Origin of the sequence: Pseudomonas sp. BNK-15, assembly GCF_047456105.1 — a bacterium.
Classification (GTDB): Bacteria; Pseudomonadota; Gammaproteobacteria; order Pseudomonadales; family Pseudomonadaceae; genus Aquipseudomonas; species Aquipseudomonas putida_E.
Genome location: NZ_CP179898.1, coordinates 3,732,301 through 3,750,708, shown reverse-complemented (window position 1 = coordinate 3,750,708; position 18,408 = coordinate 3,732,301). Strand labels below are relative to the sequence as shown.

The following is an 18,408-nucleotide window of genomic DNA, read 5'->3' as shown; positions in this document are numbered from 1 at the left end:
GGGTAATGTCGAAACATCGCACAGGACAGAGCACGCCATGACTTCCAAGCTGGAACAACTCAAGCAGTTCACCACCGTGGTCGCCGACACCGGGGACCTGGACGCCATCACCCGCCTCAAGCCGGTCGATGCCACCACCAACCCCTCGTTGCTGCTAAAAGCTGCCGCCATCCCAGGTTATGCCGACCTGCTAAAGCAGGTAAAAAGCGATGCCAAGGGCAATGTCGACCTGGCGTGCGACAAGTTCGCCGTGGCGGTGGGCGCAGGCATTCTGAAAGTGATCCCTGGGCGCATCTCCACCGAAGTGGATGCGCGTTTGTCGTTCGACGAACCGGCACTGCTAAGCAAGGCACGCCAACTGATCGAGCTTTACCAGGCCGCCGGCATTTCCAAAGACCGCGTGCTGATCAAGCTGGCCTCCACCTGGGAAGGCATCCGCGCCGCCGAGCAGTTGGAGAAGGAAGGCATCCAGACCAACCTGACTCTGCTGTTCTCCTTCGCCCAGGCCCAGGCCTGCGCCGATGCCGGTGTATTCCTGATTTCGCCGTTCGTGGGCCGTATCTACGACTGGTACAAGAAAAGCACCGGTCAGGAGTACGTGGGTGCCGAAGACCCGGGCGTACAGTCGGTCACGCGCATCTACAACTACTACAAGGCCAACGGCTACAACACCGTGGTCATGGGCGCCAGCTTCCGTAATATCGGCCAGATCGAACAACTGGCAGGCTGCGATCGCCTGACCATCAGCCCGGAGCTGCTGCAGCAACTGAGCGATGATCAGGGCGAGCTGCCCCAGGTGCTCAAGCCGGGCAATGCCGGCGAGGCCAAGCAGGTGCTCAGCGAAAGCCAGTTCCGCTGGGCCATGAACGAAGACGCCATGGGTACCGAGAAGCTGGCCGAGGGCATTCGCCAGTTCGCCCGTGACCAGGAGAAGCTGGAAAAGCTGATGGCTGACAAAGCCTGATACATATCCGGTTTGCCAGGCGGGCGGTGAATGTTCAGCATTTTCCGCCCGCTTTGCTTTAGCCGTTCAAAAAAGCGTCTTGAATTCAAGGGCCTGTTCGCGACGGTTCGACGCGAATGGGCCGATTAGCCACCAGAGCTGTCCATGACTTCCTCCCCTTTGCCCCTTGTTCTCGCCGGCCCTGTACTGCGCCGCCTGGAGCCTCAGCGCCTGGCCATCTGGCTGGTCGGCAGCCAACCCTTGCAGCCCGAGTTCACCTTGGACGGCGCGGCCAAGGTGGATTGCCAGGTCGTACCGATCGGCCAGCACGCCTTCATCCACCTGCTGGACATCCACTTTGCCCAGCCGCTGCCCAGCAACGTCGAACTCGAATACGACCTGCTGATCAATGGCCAAGGTATCGCTGGCTGGGCGCCGCACCTGCTCTACCCAGGGCGCCGGCGCCCGAGCCTGGTGCTGCGCGGCCGCCTGGACCAGCTACTGCACGGCTCTTGCCGCAAGCCGCACCACCCCGCTGCCGATGGCCTGCTTTGCGCCGACCGGCTGCTGCAGGCCTGTACGCGCCCCGAAGAGCGCCCGGCCGTGCTGTTGATGACCGGCGACCAAGTCTATGCCGATGATGTCGCAGGGCCGATGTTGCGGGCGATTCATTCGCTGATCGAGCGCCTTGGCCTGTTCGATGAACACTTGGACGGCGCGGTCGTGGCCGACAGCAGGTCGCTCTATGACCACCCGGCCAGCTATTACCACCGCGCCGACTTGCTGCCTGCCCAGGAACGTAATGAAACCCTGCGTGAGCGATTCTTCGGCGGCAAGCGCAAACCGATCTTCTCCTCAAGCAATGCCGACAACCATCTGGTGACCTTCGCCGAGGTCATGGCCATGTACCTGCTGGTCTGGTCACCAACACCTTGGCAACTGGTCGCACTCGACATGCCTGCGGGCCTTGCCGACCCGCACCAGGCGCGCTACCGCAAGGAACTGCCGCTGATTCAAGCGTTCGCCGACGACTTGGGCCAGGTGGCGCGGGTAATGGCGCATTTGCCTTGCCTTATGATCTTCGACGACCACGACATCACCGATGACTGGAACCTCTCGGCGCAGTGGGAAGAAACAGCCTACGGCCACCCATTCTCGCGACGAATCATCGGCAATGCCCTGCTTGGCTACCTGCTGTGCCAGGCCTGGGGCAACGACCCGCAAGGCTGCAAGGCTATGGTCGGGCAGTGCCAGGCGCTGGCCAGCCCACAACTGGACAGCGAGCAACAGGACCATCTGATCGGTGAACTGCTGCGCTTTCAGGGCTGGCAGTTCAGCCTGCCCAGCAACCCGCCCCTGCTGGTGCTGGACACCCGCACACGCCGCTGGCGCAGCGAAAGCGACCTGGCCAAGCCTTCCGGCCTGCTCGACTGGGAGGCGTTGTCCGAACTGCAGCAAGCGTTGCTGGACCACCCTTCGGCGATCATCGTGTCACCGGCGCCGATCTTCGGGGTAAAGCTGATCGAGACGGTACAGAAAGTGTTCAGCTGGCTGGGCCACCCGCTGCTGGTGGATGCCGAGAACTGGATGGCACACCGCGGTGCCGCCCGGGTGATCCTGAATATCTTCCGCCACTCGCGCACGCCGGGGCATTACGTGATCCTGTCAGGGGACGTGCATTATTCGTTCGTGTACGAGGTGCTGATCCGCCATCGCCAGCGCAGCCCGCACCTGTGGCAGATAACCAGCAGCGGGATCAAGAACGAGTTTCCCCGCCGCTTGCTGGACGTGCTGGACCGGCTCAACCGTTGGCTTTATTCACCGCGCTCGCCGCTGAACTGGTTTACCCGGCGGCGGGAGATGGAAGTGGTGCCGCGTACGCCCAGCCACAGCAAGGCCGGGGAACGTCTGTGGAATGGGGCGGGGCTGGGGCAAGTGTTTTTCGATGAGCAGGGGCGGCCGGCACGAGTGCTTCAGTTGGATGCCCAGGGGGGTGAAGCTACGGAGTTTGCGCGGCCGGATTAATCGCTAGATTTGCCGTTGCGGGCCGCTTCGCGGGTTTAACCGCCAAGAGGCCCAGGGAGGCGGTAGATCAGGACCGCTCCAGCGCGTTCACCAGGTCATGGAACGCTTCACGGTTGGAGTCATTCAGGCCCATGAGGATCTTGTGCGCCTCCAGCACCTTGGAGCGCACCACCTCTTCGTTCTGGTCCTGGGATGGCAGGTCGGTCAGGCATTCCGGGCACGGCACCGGGCGATCGACGATGTTGAACACCTGATCGAAGCCCATCGATTGCAGCAGGCGCGAAATATCCGGGTTGGTGGTGACCACGGTCGGCAGCAGGCCGACCTTTTGCCGCGACAGGATCGACAGCTTGGCCAGCAGGCCCAGGGTGGTGCTATCGATGCTCTCGGTTTCGGTGAGGTCGATGACGATGGCCGAGAAATTCAGCGCAGTGAAGATTTTCTCGATCGTCGCATCCAGCGCCGAACACAAGGTCAGGCGCACTTCACCGACGAATTTCAGCACGAAGGTACCACTTTGCTCGGCGAACTGGATTCTACCGGTACTCATTGAAGGTTCCTGCTTAACACCAATAGGGCGATATCATCCGGCATCTCCCCAAGCGTAGCCAATCCAAATCGTTGGCGCAGCCCATCCAGGCTACCACCCGCTGCCTTGACGATGTCCGGCAAGGCGGCCTCTTTATCTTTGAGCGTGTCCCCTGGCAAAAGATCCAGGATACCGTCTGACATCAGGGTCAGGCTGAACTGCGGTGGCAGTTCCATCACCAGGTCCTGGTAGGTTGCCTCATCGAACAGGCCCACCGGAAGGCCGCGGCCTTCCAGGTAGCGGGCCTGGCCTGGGGTATACAGCACCGGCAGTGGCAAGTGGCCGCCCACGGCATAAGTCAGCAGGCCGGTTTCTTCATCGATCACACCACCGACCATGGTCACGTGTTTACCCAGCTTGCAGTTGATCAGGCCACGGTTGATGTGGCTGAGCACTTCCGAAGGCTTGAATTCGCGCAGCTTGCTGCTGCGCTTGAATTCGAACATCAGCCGGGTGGTCATGAACTTCAGCAGCACGGTGACGAAAGCCGACGACGCGCCATGCCCGGAGACGTCGGCAAGGTAGAAGGCAATGCGCCGCTCATCCACGCGGAAATAGTCGGCGAAGTCGCCCGACAGGTACAGCGACGGGATGATCTGGTGCTCGAAGGCAAACTCCCCGGCAACCCAGGGGCTCTCTGGCAGCATGTTCATCTGCACCTGGCGACCGGCAGTCTGGTCCTCCTGCAACAGGTGCAGGCTGGCCTCCAGTTCCCGGTTGGCTGCCTCGAGCTTGTCGCGGTAACGCTGGTTTTCCACCACCAGGCGCGAACGGTCAAGCGCACGGCGCACCGAATGTTCGAGCACGGCAAGGTCTTCCAGCGGCTTGATCAGGTAGTCGGCGGCACCCAGGCGCAAGGCCTCGACTGCATCGCTCATCACGCCGGCACCCGATACCACGATCACCGGCAACTGCGGCGCGCGCTCACTGACCTGGCGGATCAATTCCAGGCCGCCCATCTGCGGCATGCGCAGATCGCAGATCACGAGGTCGGGCTGGTGTTCTTCAAAGACCTGGAGCCCCTGCTGGCCATTACCGGCCTGGAGGACGCTGAAGCCACTGTCTTCCAGATAGGCGGCGAGGCTCGCACGGACCACGTCGTCATCATCGATGATCAGCAGCGTTGCACTGATTTTCTGCATGTGGGCGAACGGCGCCGATTTGGGTTGGTGCAGGGGCGTCTGCAAGGCTGACATCCAACTGCTGGAATACTCTGTGGTAACACTCTACTTGAGTTGTAGGCCAAGAACACGGCCCAGGCAACCGGCAGAGGTACTGTGTAAGGCGCAGACGGTACTCCCATCCGCCAGGCGTTTCAAGCATGCATGGGTCGAGTCTGGTGCTCTTTACAGGCTAAATCACCGAGAGTTATAAGAATGCGACCTGTGCAACCCGATGAGAAGGATGCAGCATGCCAAACACGCCCTCCAACCACAGTGAGAAACGCGACTTCATTCGCATGCGCATCGACACCGAAGTCAGCCTGCTGCATGCCGGCCAGGTGATCGCAGCGGTATGCCTGGACCTGTCCAGTAGCGGCATGCAGGTGCAGGCGCCGCAGCGCTTTCAGGTAGGCGACACCTTGGAGGTACGGATCGACTCCGACCACCCTGCCCTCAAAGGCCTGCATGCCAGCACCGAAGTAGTCTGGATCGCCGACCAACCCGGCGGGCAGCAGAAATTTGGCCTGCGCATCCTGGCCATGCATTGATCTGTTACGAAAAAGGCGACCCGAAGGTCGCCTTTTTCGTGCACGCATGAATCAAAAGTCGTCTTCGACCTCGCCATCCTTGACCTTGAACTCGCGGTTCTGCAGGTAGGCGTTGCGAATGAAGATGTACTTGTCGCCCTGAATCAGCTTTTCTGCCGACAACAGGCTAGCACGGGTATCGACCACATCCAGGGCGAAGATAGAGTTGCGGGTCGGCACATGGTCGATGTAGCGGTACGGCTTGGTATAGCCGTCCGGGTACTTCGCCAGGCCGTCGCGCACGGTGCTCGGGCCCAGCAGCGGAATGACTACGTACGGGCCGCTGGGCAAGCCCCAGTAACCGAGCGTCTGGCCGAAGTCTTCGTCGCTGCGCTGCAGGCCCATCTTGGTGCCCACATCGAAGAAGCCGCCCAGGCCGAAGGTGGTATTGACGATCAGCCGCGCCGTATCAACACCCGCCGCATGCGGCTTGAGCTGCAGCACATTGTTGGCCAGGTTGGTGACATCGCCCAGGTTACGGAAGATATTGTGAATGCCATCTTCGAGGAACTGGGGGGTGACAGCCTGATAGCCCTGGGCCAATGGCTTGAGGGCATAGGTGTCGAGGACATCGTTGAAGCGGAAGATCGGCCGGTTGACCGCCTCCCAGGGATCATCCTCGGTGGCAGCCTGGGTAGCCGCCACAGGTGCCAGCAGCAAGCTGGCACAGACACAGGCCTGGGTGACTCGCTCGATCACACCGGCACCGATCCTACGCATAGATGTTTCTCCATCGAATTTCTCGGCCGCTGGCGCAACGCATGCGCCGCAGGTAAGGCGGCAGTATAGAGGCTTGCGAGCTGATAAACACCTTTACACATTTTTCCTAAATATTTGTGAGCAGCTATTACAAGTCACAGAGACGTAACAATCGCCCAATAGCCTGCGGTGTATTTAGGGACGCTGCCATGCATGATGCACCTGCCTTCACCGCTGTGCTGTTCGGCCTGCGCGGTTGCCTGGTCCAGGCTGCCAACGGCAGCCCCTTGCCCGCCCCCGGCGCCCTCGAAACCCTGGCCGGCCTGCGCCGCCGACAGGTGCCATGTATCTGGCTCGATGACCTTAGCAGCCCCCAGGGCAAACGCCTGGCCAGCGTGCTGCCGGAGTGGTTGCCGGGGCACACCGCCAATGGCGTGCGATTGCCCGCGCCCAACGCCTGCTGGCAGGCACTGATGGCGCTGGACAGCCAACGCCTGGACGGCTGCGTGCTGGTCAGCGGCGAGCCGCGGCTGTTGCAATCAGGCCTCAACGCCGGGCTATGGACCATCGGCCTGGCCGCCTGCAGCCCGTCCTGCGACCTCGGCTCACAGCAATGGCAAGCCATGACCCCGCAGGAGCAGGAGCTTGCACGGGGCAAGGCCACGCTGGACCTGTTTCGCCTGGGCGTGCACTCGGTGATCGACCACCTCGAAGCGCTGGACACCTGCCTGACCGACATCGCCCTGCGCCGGCGCAAAGGCGAAAAACCCTGACACAGCAGCGTTGATACGGATCATGCAAAGCAACGGCGAGTGGATTACGCTAGAAGACAGGTGCGAACCTTTGCCGCTTCGCTGAGGTCCATGCCTTGCCAAGCCATTGATGGAGAACAGCCAATGCCTGCCCGCGAATTGCAAGAGCGCCTGAACAGCTTGCGCGAGCAACTGGATCGAAACATACCGCTTACGGATGAGGAGCTGGCCGCGCTGCATGAGGAAGCCAGACAGATCGAGGCGCAACTGAAGCTTGAGGAAGCTACGCCAGACAACAACCTGGTCGATGGTGTGAACCTGGCCATAGAGCGTTTCGAGGCCGACCATCCCGACCTCACCGCCACCCTGCGCAGCATTGCCAACTCGCTGCACAGTATGGGTATTTAGTAATAGCTGGGGCCGCTTCGCGCCCCTTTCGCGACACAAGGCCGCTCCTACAGAAGCGGCCTTGTGTCGCGAAAGGGGCGCGAAGCGGCCCCAATCACTCTAACCTTACTGACGCACCAGCCGCACGTTTTCAGGGCTGATCGCCCCAGTACTACGGTACGGATTGATATCCAGCCCACCCCGGCGCACATAACGCGCGTACACGGTCAGATGCTCCGGCTGCAGCAGGCTCTTCAAATCCAGGTAGATCCGCTCCACGCACTGCTCATGAAAGTCCGCATGCTGGCGGAAGCTGATCAGGTAGGTCAGCAGGCTGGCATGGTCCAGCGCCCTACCCTTGTACTCAACCACAACACTGCCCCAGTCCGGCTGGCCGGTCACCGGGCAGTTCGACTTGAGCAGGTGACTGTGCAGGGTTTCCTCCACCACCCGCTCGGGGTTGCAGCGCAGCAACTCTGGCTGCGGCTGCTCGTAGTTGCTGATGGCCACATCCAATGCATCAATGCATTGCCCCGGCAGCGCAACCACACCTTGCGCCTCCACTTCTGCCAACGTGCGCACCTGCACGCTCACAGGCTTGCCAGCGGCAGCCGACAGGTCTTTCTCAAGGCATGCCTGCAACTCGCCAATGGTGGCGAACACCGTCTGGTTCAGTGAGTTCAGGTAGAGCTTGAACGACTTCGACTCGATGATGTTCGGCGAATCGGCAGGGATGGCGAACTCCCCTATCGCCACCACAGGTTTGCCGGACGGCAACAGCCAGGACAGCTCGAAGCAGTTCCAGTAATCCACGCCGTACCAAGGCAGGGTCTGGGCGGTCACACCCAGTTCGGCCCACTTGGCCGTGCGCGGGATGGGGAATAGCAACGAAGGCGTGTAGGTGGCAATGTATTCGCTGGATTTGCCCAGCGGGGAATGTTCGGCGGCGGGATGCATGGAAACTGACCTGAAGGTTCGGAAATACCCTTAGTCTACCGGTTTTACATCCCGCCTTGGAGCGCCAGTCACTCGATGGTCAATGCCCCGACCATGCCAGCCTGGTAGTGCCCAGGTACGTTGCAGGCGAATTCGATGGGCGCCGACTGGCGGAAGGTCCAGGTCAGCTCGGCGCGCTGGCCGGGCTGCAACAGCACCGTATTGCCAGCATCATGGCCATGGGCACCGTGGTCCATCTGGCCATGGCCCATACCCTCGTGGCTCATGCCGGCGGTGAACAGCTTGCCTTGCATGGCGATCATTTCTTTCTGGTGCTGGGCGTGCATGGCCTTGTCACCCAGGTTGAACTCATGGGGCAGCTTGCCTTCGTTGATCAGGACAAACCGTACGGTCTCGCCCGCCTTGACCTGCAGGTTCCCGGGCTCGAAGGCGATGTCCTTGAGCACGACCTCGACAGTGCGCGTGGCCTTGGCCGCCGGGGCCGGCTCGCCGAAAGCGAAGCTTTTGCCGGTGCCCGCGAGGGTGGGCAGGCTCAACAGGGCAAGCGTAGCGGCGACGAACAGGTGTTTCATGATGACTCCAGTACTTGCAACGGATATGAGGCCACTTTAGAAAGGGCTGACTGGCAGCTACCTGACGGCAAGATTACAACTTTGTCAGCTTGGGTGGAGGCCGGGATAGTCACGTATCATTTCAGCCATTACAGCGCCCATTCTGGACACCGCATGAAACTGCTGATCGTCGAAGACCAGGCCCGCACCGGCCAGTACCTGAGCCAGGGCCTCAGCGAGGCCGGCTTCGCCACTGAGCTGGTCGCTGATGGCGAAACCGGCCAGCACCTGGCCCTGAGCGGCGATCACGACCTGCTGATCCTTGATGTGATGCTCCCAGGCCGCGACGGCTGGCAGATCCTCCAGGCGGTGCGCCAGGCCGGCCTGGACACGCCGGTGCTGTTCCTCACTGCTCGCGATGCAGTGGAGGACCGCGTGCGCGGCCTGGAATTAGGTGCCGACGATTACCTGGTCAAGCCTTTCGCCTTTTCCGAACTGCTGGCCCGGGTGCGCAGCCTGCTACGCCGCGGTGCCAGCCCCAGCCAGGAGACGCAGCTGACCTTGGCCGACCTGCGCCTGGACTTGTTCCGTCGCCGGGCAGAGCGTGCAGGCCAACGCATCGACCTGACCGCCAAGGAGTTCGCCCTGCTTGAATTGCTGCTGCGCCGCCAAGGCGAAGTGTTGCCCAAATCGTTGATCGCCTCGCAGGTTTGGGACATGAATTTCGACAGCGACACCAACGTCATCGAGGTCGCCATCCGCCGCCTGCGCCTGAAAATCGACGACCCGCACCGCAACAAGCTGATTCACACCGTGCGCGGCATGGGCTATGTGCTCGAGGAGCGCCACGACTGATGCGCAGGCTTTCCCTTGGCAGCCGCCTGGCCCTGTTGTTCGCCGCATGTACCGCTGCCGTTTCGCTGGGGGCGGGCCTGCTGTTCAACCGCGCCAGCGAGCAACATTTCGTCGAGCTGGACCAGCAACTGCTCGAATCACGCGTGTCGCTTTTACGCACCCGGCTTTCCGGCCTGCAACGCCCTGCCGACCTGCAAGCACAGCTGGCAGCCCTGCGCAACGAGCTCAGCCACCAGGCCGACCTGGCCTTGCGCATCAATGGCAGCGATGGCAGCCCTTGGTACGCCAGCCGCTCCGCGCTGCCAGACGCGCCGGCCGGCCCAGGACTGGCAACGGTGCATGCCGACGGTGTCGATTACCGCAGCCTGGCCGTGCAACTGAACGACAGCGCCCGACTGACGCTGTTTCTCGACATCACCCATCACCAGCACTTTCTGCAGGGCATGCAACGCCTCATCTGGCTCACCGTCGGCCTGTCCGCGCTGGCCACGGCACTGCTCGGCGCCTGGGCCGCGCGCCGCGGGCTAAAGCCGTTACGGCAGATGGGCCAGGTGGCCGCCGGGGTATCGGCGCGCTCGCTGACCACCCGCCTGCCGGTGGCGCAGCTGCCGGAAGAACTGGCGGAACTGGGCAGCACCGTGAACGCCATGCTGCAGCGCCTGGACGACGCCTTCCAGCGCCTGTCGGCGTTCTCGGCCGATATCGCCCACGAGCTGCGCACGCCGCTGTCAAACCTGCTGACCCACACCCAGGTCACCCTCACCCGCCCCCGTAGCCTCGAGGAATACCGCGAAGCACTGCACGGCAACCTTGAGGAGCTGCAGTGGATGGCACAGATGATCAACGACATGCTTTTCCTGGCCAAGGCCGACCATGGGCTGCTGGCACCAGGGCAGGCAATGCTGGCGTTGCATGAAGAGGTGGACGCGCTGCTGGAGTATTACGCCCCCCTCGCCGAGGACAACGAAGTGCAGCTGCTGCGTGAGGGTGAGGCGACATTGAAGGGCGACCGGCATATGCTGCGCCGGGCACTGTCCAACCTGCTCGACAATGCACTGCGGTTTACGCCGGCAGGCGGGCAAATACGCGTGACGCTGGAGCCTGGGGGGAAAGTTTGCGTGGCCAATACCGGCATGCCGATCGAAGCTGCTTCATTGCCTAGGCTGTTTGACCGGTTTTATCGGGTGGACCCGGCGCGGCGCGAGGGCAGTAGCGAACATGCGGGGCTGGGCCTGGCAATCACCCGGTCGATCATCCAGGCCCATGGCGGGAGCATCCGGGCACAGTGCAAGGACGGCTGGACGCGGTTTGTAATCGAGTTCAGCGAGCCGCTTTAGATCGCGTGGGCTGATTTGCAGCCCCTTCGCGACACAAGGCCGCTCACAAAGCTGACGTGATCGCTGTAGGAGCGGCCTTGTGTCGCGAAAGGGGCGCAAAGCGCCCCCAATGATCTCAATGACCAATCAACCAGCCAGCCCGATCGCCGGCTGCACCTGCGAAGCGCGGTATGCCGGGTAGATGGTCGCCAGGAAGCTCATCACCAGCCCGGCGGTGCAGATGATCGCCACATCGCCCCACTGCAGCTCGGACGGCAAACTGCTGATGAAGTACACATCCGAGGTAAAGATGTGCTGCCCGCTCGCCCGCTCCAGCCAGCCGACGATCTGGCTGACATTGAACGCAGCAATCACACCGAGCACGCCACCGATCAATGTGCCGACGATACCGATCAGGCTGCCCTGGACCATGAAGGTGCCCATGATCTGTGCCGGGGTGGCGCCCAGGGTACGCAGGATGGCGATGTCCGGCCCCTTGTCGTTCACCACCATCACCAGGGTGGCGATGATGTTGAACGCCGCCACGGCGATGATCATCAGCAGCAGCAGACCGATCATGGTCTTTTCCATCTTCATGGCACTGAACAGGCTGCCCTGGGTGTGCGACCAGTCATCGGCGCGGTAGGCATCGCCCAGGCTGGCAGCAATGGCCTTGGACACCTGCGGTGCGGCATACAGGTCGTGCAGTTTCAGGCGCACGCCCTGCACCTGGCCTGGCGCCCAGCGCTGCATCTCGCCGGCATCGGCCACGTGCATGTAAGCCTGCGAACCGTCCAGCTCGGCACCCACCTTGAAGATGCCGACCACCGTCAGGCGCTGCATGCGCGGGGTGATGCCGCCCGGCTCCTTGCTGATTTCCGGCACGATCAGGGTCAGTTTGTCGCCGGTATTGAGGCGGAACCGGCGCGCAGTCAGCTCGCCGATCACCACCCCATACTCACCCGGCTGCAGGGCCTGCAGGCGCCCCTGCACGATGTGCTGACCGACGATCGAGACCTTGCCCTCTTCGGCCGGGTCGATACCGCTGACCTGGATGGGCTGCATCGCACCTTTGTAGGAGAGCATGCCCTCCATCTCGGTGATCGGCGCAGCGGCCATCACTGCCGGGTTCTGTAGCGCCGCGTCGGCAGCCTTGCGCCAGTCGTCCAGCGGCTGCACACCGAGGATGCTGGCGTGTGGCACCAGGCCGAGGATGCGCGAGCTCATTTCGCGCTGGAAGCCATTCATCACCGACAGCACCACGATCATCGCCAGCACACCCAGGGACAGGCCGATCATCGAAGTCATCGAGATGAACGAGATGAAATGGTTGCGGCGCTTGGCACGGGTGTAGCGCGCACCGATGAACAAGGGCAAGGGTCTGAACATGTAAAACACCCACTGAAAAAGTTGCGGGGCGGCTCAGGCCACCCCGTGCAAGCGGCTCAGATCGCCACCAGATGACCGTCGTCGAGTTTCAGCACGCGGTCCATCTGGCGCGCCAGGTTGAGGTCGTGGGTCACCACCAGGAATGCCGTGCGCGACGCGCTGGACAGTTCCTGCATCAATTCCTGGATGCCTTGGGCGGTGTGGTGGTCGAGGTTGCCGGTCGGCTCATCGAGCATCACCAGGCCCGGCCGGTTTACCAGCGCCCGGGCAATGGCCACCCGCTGACGCTCACCACCGGACAGCTCGGCCGGCTTGTGGTGCAGGCGGTGGCCCAGGCCGACACGCTTGAGCAGTGCCTCGGCGCGCTCACGCGCCTCGGGGATCGCGGTGCGGCCGATCAGCAGCGGCATGCACACGTTCTCCATGGCGGTGAACTCGGGCAGCAGGTGGTGGAACTGATAGACAAAGCCCAGCTCGCGATTGCGCAGCAGGCCGCGGGCGCGCTCGCCAAGCGCCGACAGCTCTTCGCCGGCCAGCCAGACGCTGCCCTGGGTCGGCCGATCGAGGCCGCCCAGCAGGTTGAGCAAGGTGCTCTTGCCCGAACCCGAACTGCCGACAATGGCCACCCGCTCCCCGGCGTGCAGTTCGAGGTTGAGCCCGGCCAACACTTGTACCGACTCCGGGCCCTCGTCGTAGGACTTGCCCAGGTTGCGGCAACTCAGAACGGCTTTATCACTCATGCGCGACTCACTCATAACGTAGCGCCTCTGCAGGCTGGGTGCGGGCCGCACGCCAGGCCGGGTACAGGGTGGCGAAGAAACTCAGGACCAGCGCCGCACCGCAGACCATGTACACGTCCTGGGCCTGGATCTGCGAGGGCAGGTAATCGATGAAATACACGTCAGCGTTGAGGAACTTGTGCCCGATCAGTTTCTCGATGCCGGCGATCGCCGCGCTGACGTTGAGCGCAGCGAGGATACCGACCACTGCACCGATCAGGGTGCCAATCACCCCGATCACCGTACCCTGGACCATGAAAATGGCCATGATCTGCCCGGGCGTGGCGCCCAGGGTACGGAGGATGGCGATGTCACCGCGCTTGTCGTTGACCACCATCACCAGGGTGGAAATGATGTTGAACGCCGCCACCGCAACGATCAGCAACAGCAGCAGGCCGATCATGGCTTTTTCCATGCGGATCGCCTGGTACAGGTTGCCGTGGGTACGGGTCCAGTCGCGGCTGTAGTACTCCTGTTCACCCAAATGCTGGGCGATGCTCCAGGCCACGCGTGGTGCCTGGAACAGGTCGTCGAACTTCAGGCGCAGGCCCTGCACCTGGTCCGGCTTCCAGCGGTGCAGGCGTGACAGGTCAGCGATGTTGGTCAGGCCCAGGTAACCGTCGATCTCGCCGGCACCGACGTGGAAGGTGCCGACCACGGTGAAGCGCTTCATGCGCGGGAACATGCCGGCCGGCGTCACGCTGACCTCAGGGGCGACGAAGGTCAGCTTGTCGCCGATGGCCACCCCTAGCTTGGCGGCCGCCTTGTCACCGATCATGATGCCCCACTCACCCGGCGCCAGCTGGTCGAGGCGCCCTTGCTGAATGAAGTTGTCGATGATCGACACCTCACGCTCGCGGCCTGGGTCGATACCGTTGAGCAACACCTTCTGCACCTTGCCATCATGGGTCAGCAGGCCCTGCATCTGGGTATAGGGCGCAACGGCCAGCACCTGCGGATTCTGCTTTACTTGTTGGGCAAGGGCAGGCCAGTCGTTGATCGGCTGGCCGCTCTCGAGCGTGGCGTGAGGGACCATGCCCAGCACGCGGGTACGCATCTCGTGGTCGAAACCGTTCATTACCGAGAGCACCACGATCATCACTACCACGCCCAGGGCGAGGCCGATCATCGAGGTCAGGGAAATGAACGAGACGAAGTGATTACGGCGCTTGGCACGGGTGTAGCGCGTACCAATGAATGCGAAAAGAGGTCTGAACATGTCGGGGCTTGTTCGGATGAAAGGGAACGTCCTTGTGGCGAGGCGCCTGCGGCGGCTTTACACTCGGACCACCGCCGCTACCATGGGTTCGCCATGACGACATTAGACGAAGAAGATCGCCGCGAATACTACCGCATCGAAGATCGGATCGCACTGGAAATCAGCCCCCTGAGCGCGGCCGAAGCCCTTGAGCCAGAACTGTTGCAGGATGATTCACCACTGTTCAACCTGCTCAGCGAGCTGCACCTGTCCGACTTCGAGTCCCAGCACCTGTTGCGTCAGCTAAGCGAAAAGGACCGCACCCTGGCGGCGTTCCTGCGGGCGCAGAACAAGCGCCTGGACCTGCTCAGCGCGGTGGTCGCGCAAACCCTGATCGGCGAGATCGGCCAGCCCCAGCGGGTGATCATCTCCGAAGGCGGCATCGAATTCGCACAAGCCCAGCAAATCGCCCCGGGCACCCGGGTCAAAGTGAAGATGGTGTTGATGCCCCGCGCCCACGGCCTGCTGCTGCGCGGCAAGGTTACCCACTGCGACCCGCGCGCCGATGGCAGCTTCGAACTCGGCACCGAATTCACCGACATGACCGATGCCCAGCGCCAGTTGCTGGCCCGCTACATCCTGCAGCGCCAACAGCAGCAACGGCGCCAGCAGCTGGAACAGGGCGACCCTGCCTCCTGAGCCTTTTCATTTTTGACCTGAAGGAACGAACGTGACCCTCATCTATGGCCACCGCGGCGCCAAGGGCGAAGCGCCCGAGAACACTCTGCACAGCTTCCGTCAGTGCCTGTCCCACGGCGTGACCCGCTGCGAACTGGACCTGCACCTGTCGGCCGACAATGAGCTGATGGTCATCCACGACCCTACCCTCAAGCGCACCACCGGCCGGCGCGGCAAGGTGGTCGAACACCCGGCAGCCGACCTGGTCACCTACGACGCACGCAAGGGCGGCCCGGGCCATGTGCAGCCCTGCCCTATCCCACGGCTGGAAGAACTGTTCGAAAAATGCCCCTTCGAGCACTGGCAACTGGAGGTCAAGAGCGCCTCGCGGACCCGTGCCGCCACCACGGTGCTGGCGATTCGGGAACTGGCACAGCAGTACGGCCTGCTGGACAAGGTGACCATCACCTCAAGCTCGCGGGAAGTACTGGGTGCTGCGCTGGAACTGGTGCCTGACGTGAAGCGCGGCCTGGTCGCCGAGTACGCCTGGCTCGACCCGCTGAAGGTCGCGCAGAACTATGGCTGCGATCTGCTGGCCTTGAACTGGACATTGTGCACTCCCGAGCGCCTGCTCAAAGCACAGGGCCAGGGTTTGCATGTGTCGGTGTGGACGGTCAACGAGCCGGCACTGATGCGCCGGCTCGCTGATTTTGGCGTGGACAGCCTGATTACAGACTTTCCCGGTTTGGCCAAGACCACCCTCGGGTAGGGCTGAAATCGGTCTCCCCGACCGGCTCAGGCCACCGGCCGGAGCCGCTCAAAAAAGCCGGTTCAGGCCGTCATAGGCAGCTACCCGATAGGCTTCGGCCATGGTCGGGTAGTTGAACGTGGTGTTGACGAAGTACTTCAGGTTATTCAGTTCGCCCGGCTGGTTCATCACCGCCTGGCCGATGTGGACGATTTCCGAAGCCTGGTAGCCGAAGCAATGCACGCCGAGGATTTCCAGGGTCTCGCGGTGGAACAGGATCTTCAGCATGCCTTGCGGCTCGCCGGCGATCTGTGCACGCGCCATGCTCTTGAAGAATGCCTTGCCCACTTCGTACGGCACCTTGGCCTGGGTCAGCTCCTGCTCGTTCTTGCCGATCGAGCTGATCTCCGGAATGGTGTAGATGCCGGTCGGCACGTCGTTGACGAAACGCCAGCTGCCGTTGTCGACGATACTGCCTGCCGCCGAGCGGCCCTGGTCATGGGCGGCACTGGCCAGGCTCGGCCAGCCGATCACGTCACCGGCACCGTAGATGTTCGGCACGCTGGTGCGGTAAGCCTCGTCGACTTCGATCTGGCCACGGCTGTTGACCTTGATGCCGATGTTCTCAAGGCCCAGCTTGTCGGTATTGCCGGTGCGGCCGTTGCACCACAGCAAGGCGTCGGCCTTGATCTTCTTGCCAGACTTCAGGTGCAGGATCACACCATTGTCCAGGCCCTCGACCCGCTCGTAGTCTTCGTTGTGGCGCACGGTGATGTTGTTGTTGCTGAAGTGGTAGCTCAGCGCCTGGGAAATTTCCGAATCCAGGAAGCTCAGCAACTGGCCGCGGTTGTCGACCAGTTCGACCAGCACGCCCAGGCCACTGAAGATCGAGGCGTATTCGCAGCCAATTACGCCGGCGCCGTAAACGATGAGTTTGCGCGGGGTGTGGCTGAGGCTCAGGATGGTGTCACTATCATAGACACGCGGGTGATGGAAGTCGATGTCGGCCGGGCGATACGGACGCGAGCCGGTGGCGATGATGATGTGCTTGGCGTTGAGCTTTTCCACCACGCCATTGGGGCAGACCACTTCGACGGTCTGCTCATCGGCGAAGCTGCCGGTACCGAAGAACAGGTCGACGCGGTTGCGGGCGTAGTAGCCGGTACGCGAAGCGACCTGCTTGGAAATCACCTTCTCGGCGCTCTTGAGCACGTCCGGGAAGGAGAACCAGCGCGGCTCACCGATGGCTCGGAACATCGGGTTGGTGTTGAACTGCATGATCTGCCGCACCGAGTGACGCAGTGCCTTGGACGGGATGGTGCCCAGGTGGGTGCAGTTGCCACCGACCTGGCGACGGCTGTCGACCATCGCCACCTTGCGCCCTGCTTTGGCGGCGTTCATTGCCGCACCTTCTCCGGCCGGGCCGGAACCCAACACCACTACGTCGTAGTTGTAGACAGCCATGCGTACTCCTTCAGAACTGGCCCGCTGGCCACGGTCGCCGCGGGACTCGATCATGCCGCCGGGGCGCCATGAGAAAATTCGGGTGCAGTCTAATCAAGCGTGAACGCCGCGCACATTAACCCTTGGTCGCGTCGTAGGCCAATTTTGCCTGCACTACATGTGCATCCACCGATTCCCTGGCAGCTACCGTCCCTGCTTGCGCTTTCACCTGCCTTTGAGCGCCCGCTCGAAAGCGGGCGTAGCTCGGGAGACGAAGCCACCCTCTGCCCGAGTCACCAATACCGCCGCCAGGTCATGAGCGATGGCAAAATCCCAGCCGCGCTCGGGCCCGAGGATCAGCAACAGGGTCGAGTAGCCGTCGGCCTGCAGCGCCGAGGCATCAAGCACGGTGACGGCAGCCAGGTCATGATCGACCGGGCGCCCGAGACGAGCATCGAAGGTGTGCGAATAGCGCCGGCCATTCTGCTCGAAATAGTGCCGATAGTCACCCGAGGTCGATACACCCAGGCCGTTGACCGGTATTACCTGGCGGGCGATCTGACGGTCTTCGCGGGGCAATTCCAGGGCGATGCGCCATGGGCTGCCATCGGGTTTGCCGCCCACCGCCTTGAGCTCGCCGGTAACTTCGGCAATGAAGCTGGCGATACCCATGGCACGCAGGCGTGCAGCAATCAGGTCCACGGCGTGGCCAGCGGCGATGCTGTTGAAGTCCAGTTGCACCGGGGCGTCCTTGCACAATGCCTGGCCCTCGATGCGCAAGTGCTGGTAGCCCACACGCAGGCGGGCATTGGCCAGCGCCTGCGGTTCTGGCACCTGCTCATGGCGGGCCTGGGGGCCGAAACCCCAGAGGTCGAGCAGCGGCTCGACAGTGAGGTCAAAGGCACCATCGCTCTGTTCGGCCAAGTGCTGGCCGAAGGTGACCAGTTCGAGCATGTCTGACGGCAAGGCCAGGCACTGGTTGCCGGGGAGCTGATTGAACTGGCTCACCGCAGAGTCGCCGCGGTAGGTCGAGTAGTGCTGATCTATGCCCTGCAGGATCGTTTCCACTGCCGCCTGTACCTGGACAGGCGCCGGCCCGCCTGGCTCGCGGACGTACTGGACGCTGTAGCTGCTGCCCATGGCAGGGCCGCCGAGGCGCTCCAGGGTGGGGCCTTGGTTGCAGCCGGTCAGCAGCATGAGGATGAACAGGAAGGCTGTGCGCAAATGTATAGTTCTCGGTTGCCAGCATCGGCGCGACCTTGTAGGAGCGGCCTTGTGTCGCGAAAGGGCTGCGCAGCAGCCCCAGCAATTTGTGTTGCTCAGCTGAGACCTGGGGCCGCTTTGCGGTC

General features: G+C 62.6%; 19 protein-coding genes. 9 read left to right on the top strand and 10 right to left on the bottom strand.

Features of this window, described 5'->3' with window-relative positions:
- Window positions 1-37: 37 nt before the first annotated feature.
- Together tal and ACMGF5_RS17120 are read left to right on the top strand one after the other, a co-directional pair.
- Entirely contained in the window at window positions 38-964 is a 927-nt protein-coding gene (tal, locus tag ACMGF5_RS17125) for a transaldolase (protein WP_046787893.1), read from the top strand.
- 144 nt (window positions 965-1,108) lie between these two features.
- A complete protein-coding gene (locus ACMGF5_RS17120; RefSeq protein WP_414156991.1) occupies window positions 1,109-2,968 on the top strand; it encodes an alkaline phosphatase D family protein in 1,860 nt (619 codons plus the stop codon).
- Window positions 2,969-3,035: 67 nt separating this feature from the next.
- On the opposite strand, the gene rssC is transcribed toward ACMGF5_RS17120, so the two are convergent.
- Entirely contained in the window at window positions 3,036-3,518 is a 483-nt protein-coding gene (rssC, locus tag ACMGF5_RS17115) for an anti-sigma factor antagonist RssC (protein ID WP_039602918.1), read from the bottom strand.
- The gene (rssB, locus tag ACMGF5_RS17110; protein ID WP_039602919.1) at window positions 3,515-4,699 is read right to left on the bottom strand and encodes a two-component system response regulator RssB; all 1,185 of its coding nucleotides are present in this window, start codon (window positions 4,697-4,699) and stop codon (window positions 3,515-3,517) included. Before rssB ends, rssC begins: the two co-directional genes overlap by 4 nt.
- Window positions 4,700-4,968: 269 nt before the next feature.
- Here rssB and ACMGF5_RS17105 point away from each other — a divergent pair, with 269 nt between their 5' ends.
- Window positions 4,969-5,268 (top strand): PilZ domain-containing protein, encoded by a 300-nt coding sequence (locus ACMGF5_RS17105; RefSeq protein WP_125923182.1) that lies wholly within the window; start codon window positions 4,969-4,971, stop codon window positions 5,266-5,268.
- Window positions 5,269-5,319: 51 nt separating this feature from the next.
- Here the strand turns inward: ACMGF5_RS17105 and ACMGF5_RS17100 are convergent, their stop codons facing one another.
- Window positions 5,320-6,027 (bottom strand): VacJ family lipoprotein, encoded by a 708-nt coding sequence (locus ACMGF5_RS17100; RefSeq protein ID WP_012313585.1) that lies wholly within the window; start codon window positions 6,025-6,027, stop codon window positions 5,320-5,322.
- Window positions 6,028-6,215: 188 nt separating this feature from the next.
- Here ACMGF5_RS17100 and ACMGF5_RS17095 point away from each other — a divergent pair, with 188 nt between their 5' ends.
- Window positions 6,216-6,779: a hypothetical protein gene (locus ACMGF5_RS17095; protein WP_046786445.1), complete on the top strand. Its 564-nt coding sequence runs from the start codon at window positions 6,216-6,218 to the stop codon at window positions 6,777-6,779.
- Window positions 6,780-6,902: 123 nt separating this feature from the next.
- Window positions 6,903-7,166, top strand: a complete 264-nt coding sequence (locus ACMGF5_RS17090; protein WP_012313583.1) for a DUF4404 family protein — start codon at window positions 6,903-6,905, stop codon at window positions 7,164-7,166.
- A 105-nt stretch (window positions 7,167-7,271) separates the two neighbouring features.
- On the opposite strand, the gene queF is transcribed toward ACMGF5_RS17090, so the two are convergent.
- Window positions 7,272-8,102: an NADPH-dependent 7-cyano-7-deazaguanine reductase QueF gene (queF, locus tag ACMGF5_RS17085; protein ID WP_414156990.1), complete on the bottom strand. Its 831-nt coding sequence runs from the start codon at window positions 8,100-8,102 to the stop codon at window positions 7,272-7,274.
- Window positions 8,103-8,170: 68 nt separating this feature from the next.
- Window positions 8,171-8,674: a plastocyanin/azurin family copper-binding protein gene (locus ACMGF5_RS17080; RefSeq protein ID WP_046786447.1), complete on the bottom strand. Its 504-nt coding sequence runs from the start codon at window positions 8,672-8,674 to the stop codon at window positions 8,171-8,173.
- 153 nt (window positions 8,675-8,827) lie between these two features.
- Between ACMGF5_RS17080 and cinR the strand changes: the two genes are divergently transcribed.
- Together cinR and ACMGF5_RS17070 are read left to right on the top strand one after the other, a co-directional pair.
- Window positions 8,828-9,508: a two-component system response regulator CinR gene (gene cinR, locus ACMGF5_RS17075; RefSeq protein WP_115275399.1), complete on the top strand. Its 681-nt coding sequence runs from the start codon at window positions 8,828-8,830 to the stop codon at window positions 9,506-9,508.
- A complete protein-coding gene (locus ACMGF5_RS17070; RefSeq protein ID WP_281069930.1) occupies window positions 9,508-10,845 on the top strand; it encodes a heavy metal sensor histidine kinase in 1,338 nt (445 codons plus the stop codon). The genes cinR and ACMGF5_RS17070 overlap by 1 nt, the downstream gene beginning before the upstream one ends.
- Window positions 10,846-10,971: 126 nt before the next feature.
- Here ACMGF5_RS17070 and ACMGF5_RS17065 read toward each other — a convergent pair whose 3' ends face one another.
- Genes ACMGF5_RS17065 through ACMGF5_RS17055 form a run of 3 tightly spaced genes read right to left on the bottom strand, consistent with a single transcriptional unit; the run spans window position 10,972 to window position 14,211 of the window.
- Window positions 10,972-12,213: a lipoprotein-releasing ABC transporter permease subunit gene (locus ACMGF5_RS17065; protein WP_115275401.1), complete on the bottom strand. Its 1,242-nt coding sequence runs from the start codon at window positions 12,211-12,213 to the stop codon at window positions 10,972-10,974.
- A 56-nt stretch (window positions 12,214-12,269) separates the two neighbouring features.
- Complete coding sequence (gene lolD, locus ACMGF5_RS17060; protein WP_172655298.1) at window positions 12,270-12,953, bottom strand: lipoprotein-releasing ABC transporter ATP-binding protein LolD; 684 nt, start codon at window positions 12,951-12,953, stop codon at window positions 12,270-12,272.
- 7 nt (window positions 12,954-12,960) lie between these two features.
- Complete coding sequence (locus ACMGF5_RS17055; protein ID WP_115275402.1) at window positions 12,961-14,211, bottom strand: lipoprotein-releasing ABC transporter permease subunit; 1,251 nt, start codon at window positions 14,209-14,211, stop codon at window positions 12,961-12,963.
- Between the two features lie 93 nt (window positions 14,212-14,304).
- Here ACMGF5_RS17055 and ACMGF5_RS17050 point away from each other — a divergent pair, with 93 nt between their 5' ends.
- Both ACMGF5_RS17050 and ACMGF5_RS17045 read left to right on the top strand, forming a co-directional pair.
- Complete coding sequence (locus ACMGF5_RS17050) at window positions 14,305-14,889, top strand: PilZ domain-containing protein (protein WP_115275403.1); 585 nt, start codon at window positions 14,305-14,307, stop codon at window positions 14,887-14,889.
- Between the two features lie 31 nt (window positions 14,890-14,920).
- A complete protein-coding gene (locus ACMGF5_RS17045; protein WP_046786451.1) occupies window positions 14,921-15,637 on the top strand; it encodes a glycerophosphodiester phosphodiesterase in 717 nt (238 codons plus the stop codon).
- 48 nt (window positions 15,638-15,685) lie between these two features.
- Here the strand turns inward: ACMGF5_RS17045 and sthA are convergent, their stop codons facing one another.
- Window positions 15,686-17,080, bottom strand: a complete 1,395-nt coding sequence (sthA, locus tag ACMGF5_RS17040; RefSeq protein WP_012313573.1) for a Si-specific NAD(P)(+) transhydrogenase — start codon at window positions 17,078-17,080, stop codon at window positions 15,686-15,688.
- Between the two features lie 204 nt (window positions 17,081-17,284).
- Window positions 17,285-18,283 carry an FAD:protein FMN transferase gene (locus ACMGF5_RS17035; RefSeq protein WP_204920593.1) on the bottom strand — a complete coding sequence of 333 codons (999 nt, stop codon included), beginning with the start codon at window positions 18,281-18,283 and terminating at the stop codon, window positions 17,285-17,287.
- Window positions 18,284-18,408 lie beyond the last annotated feature (125 nt).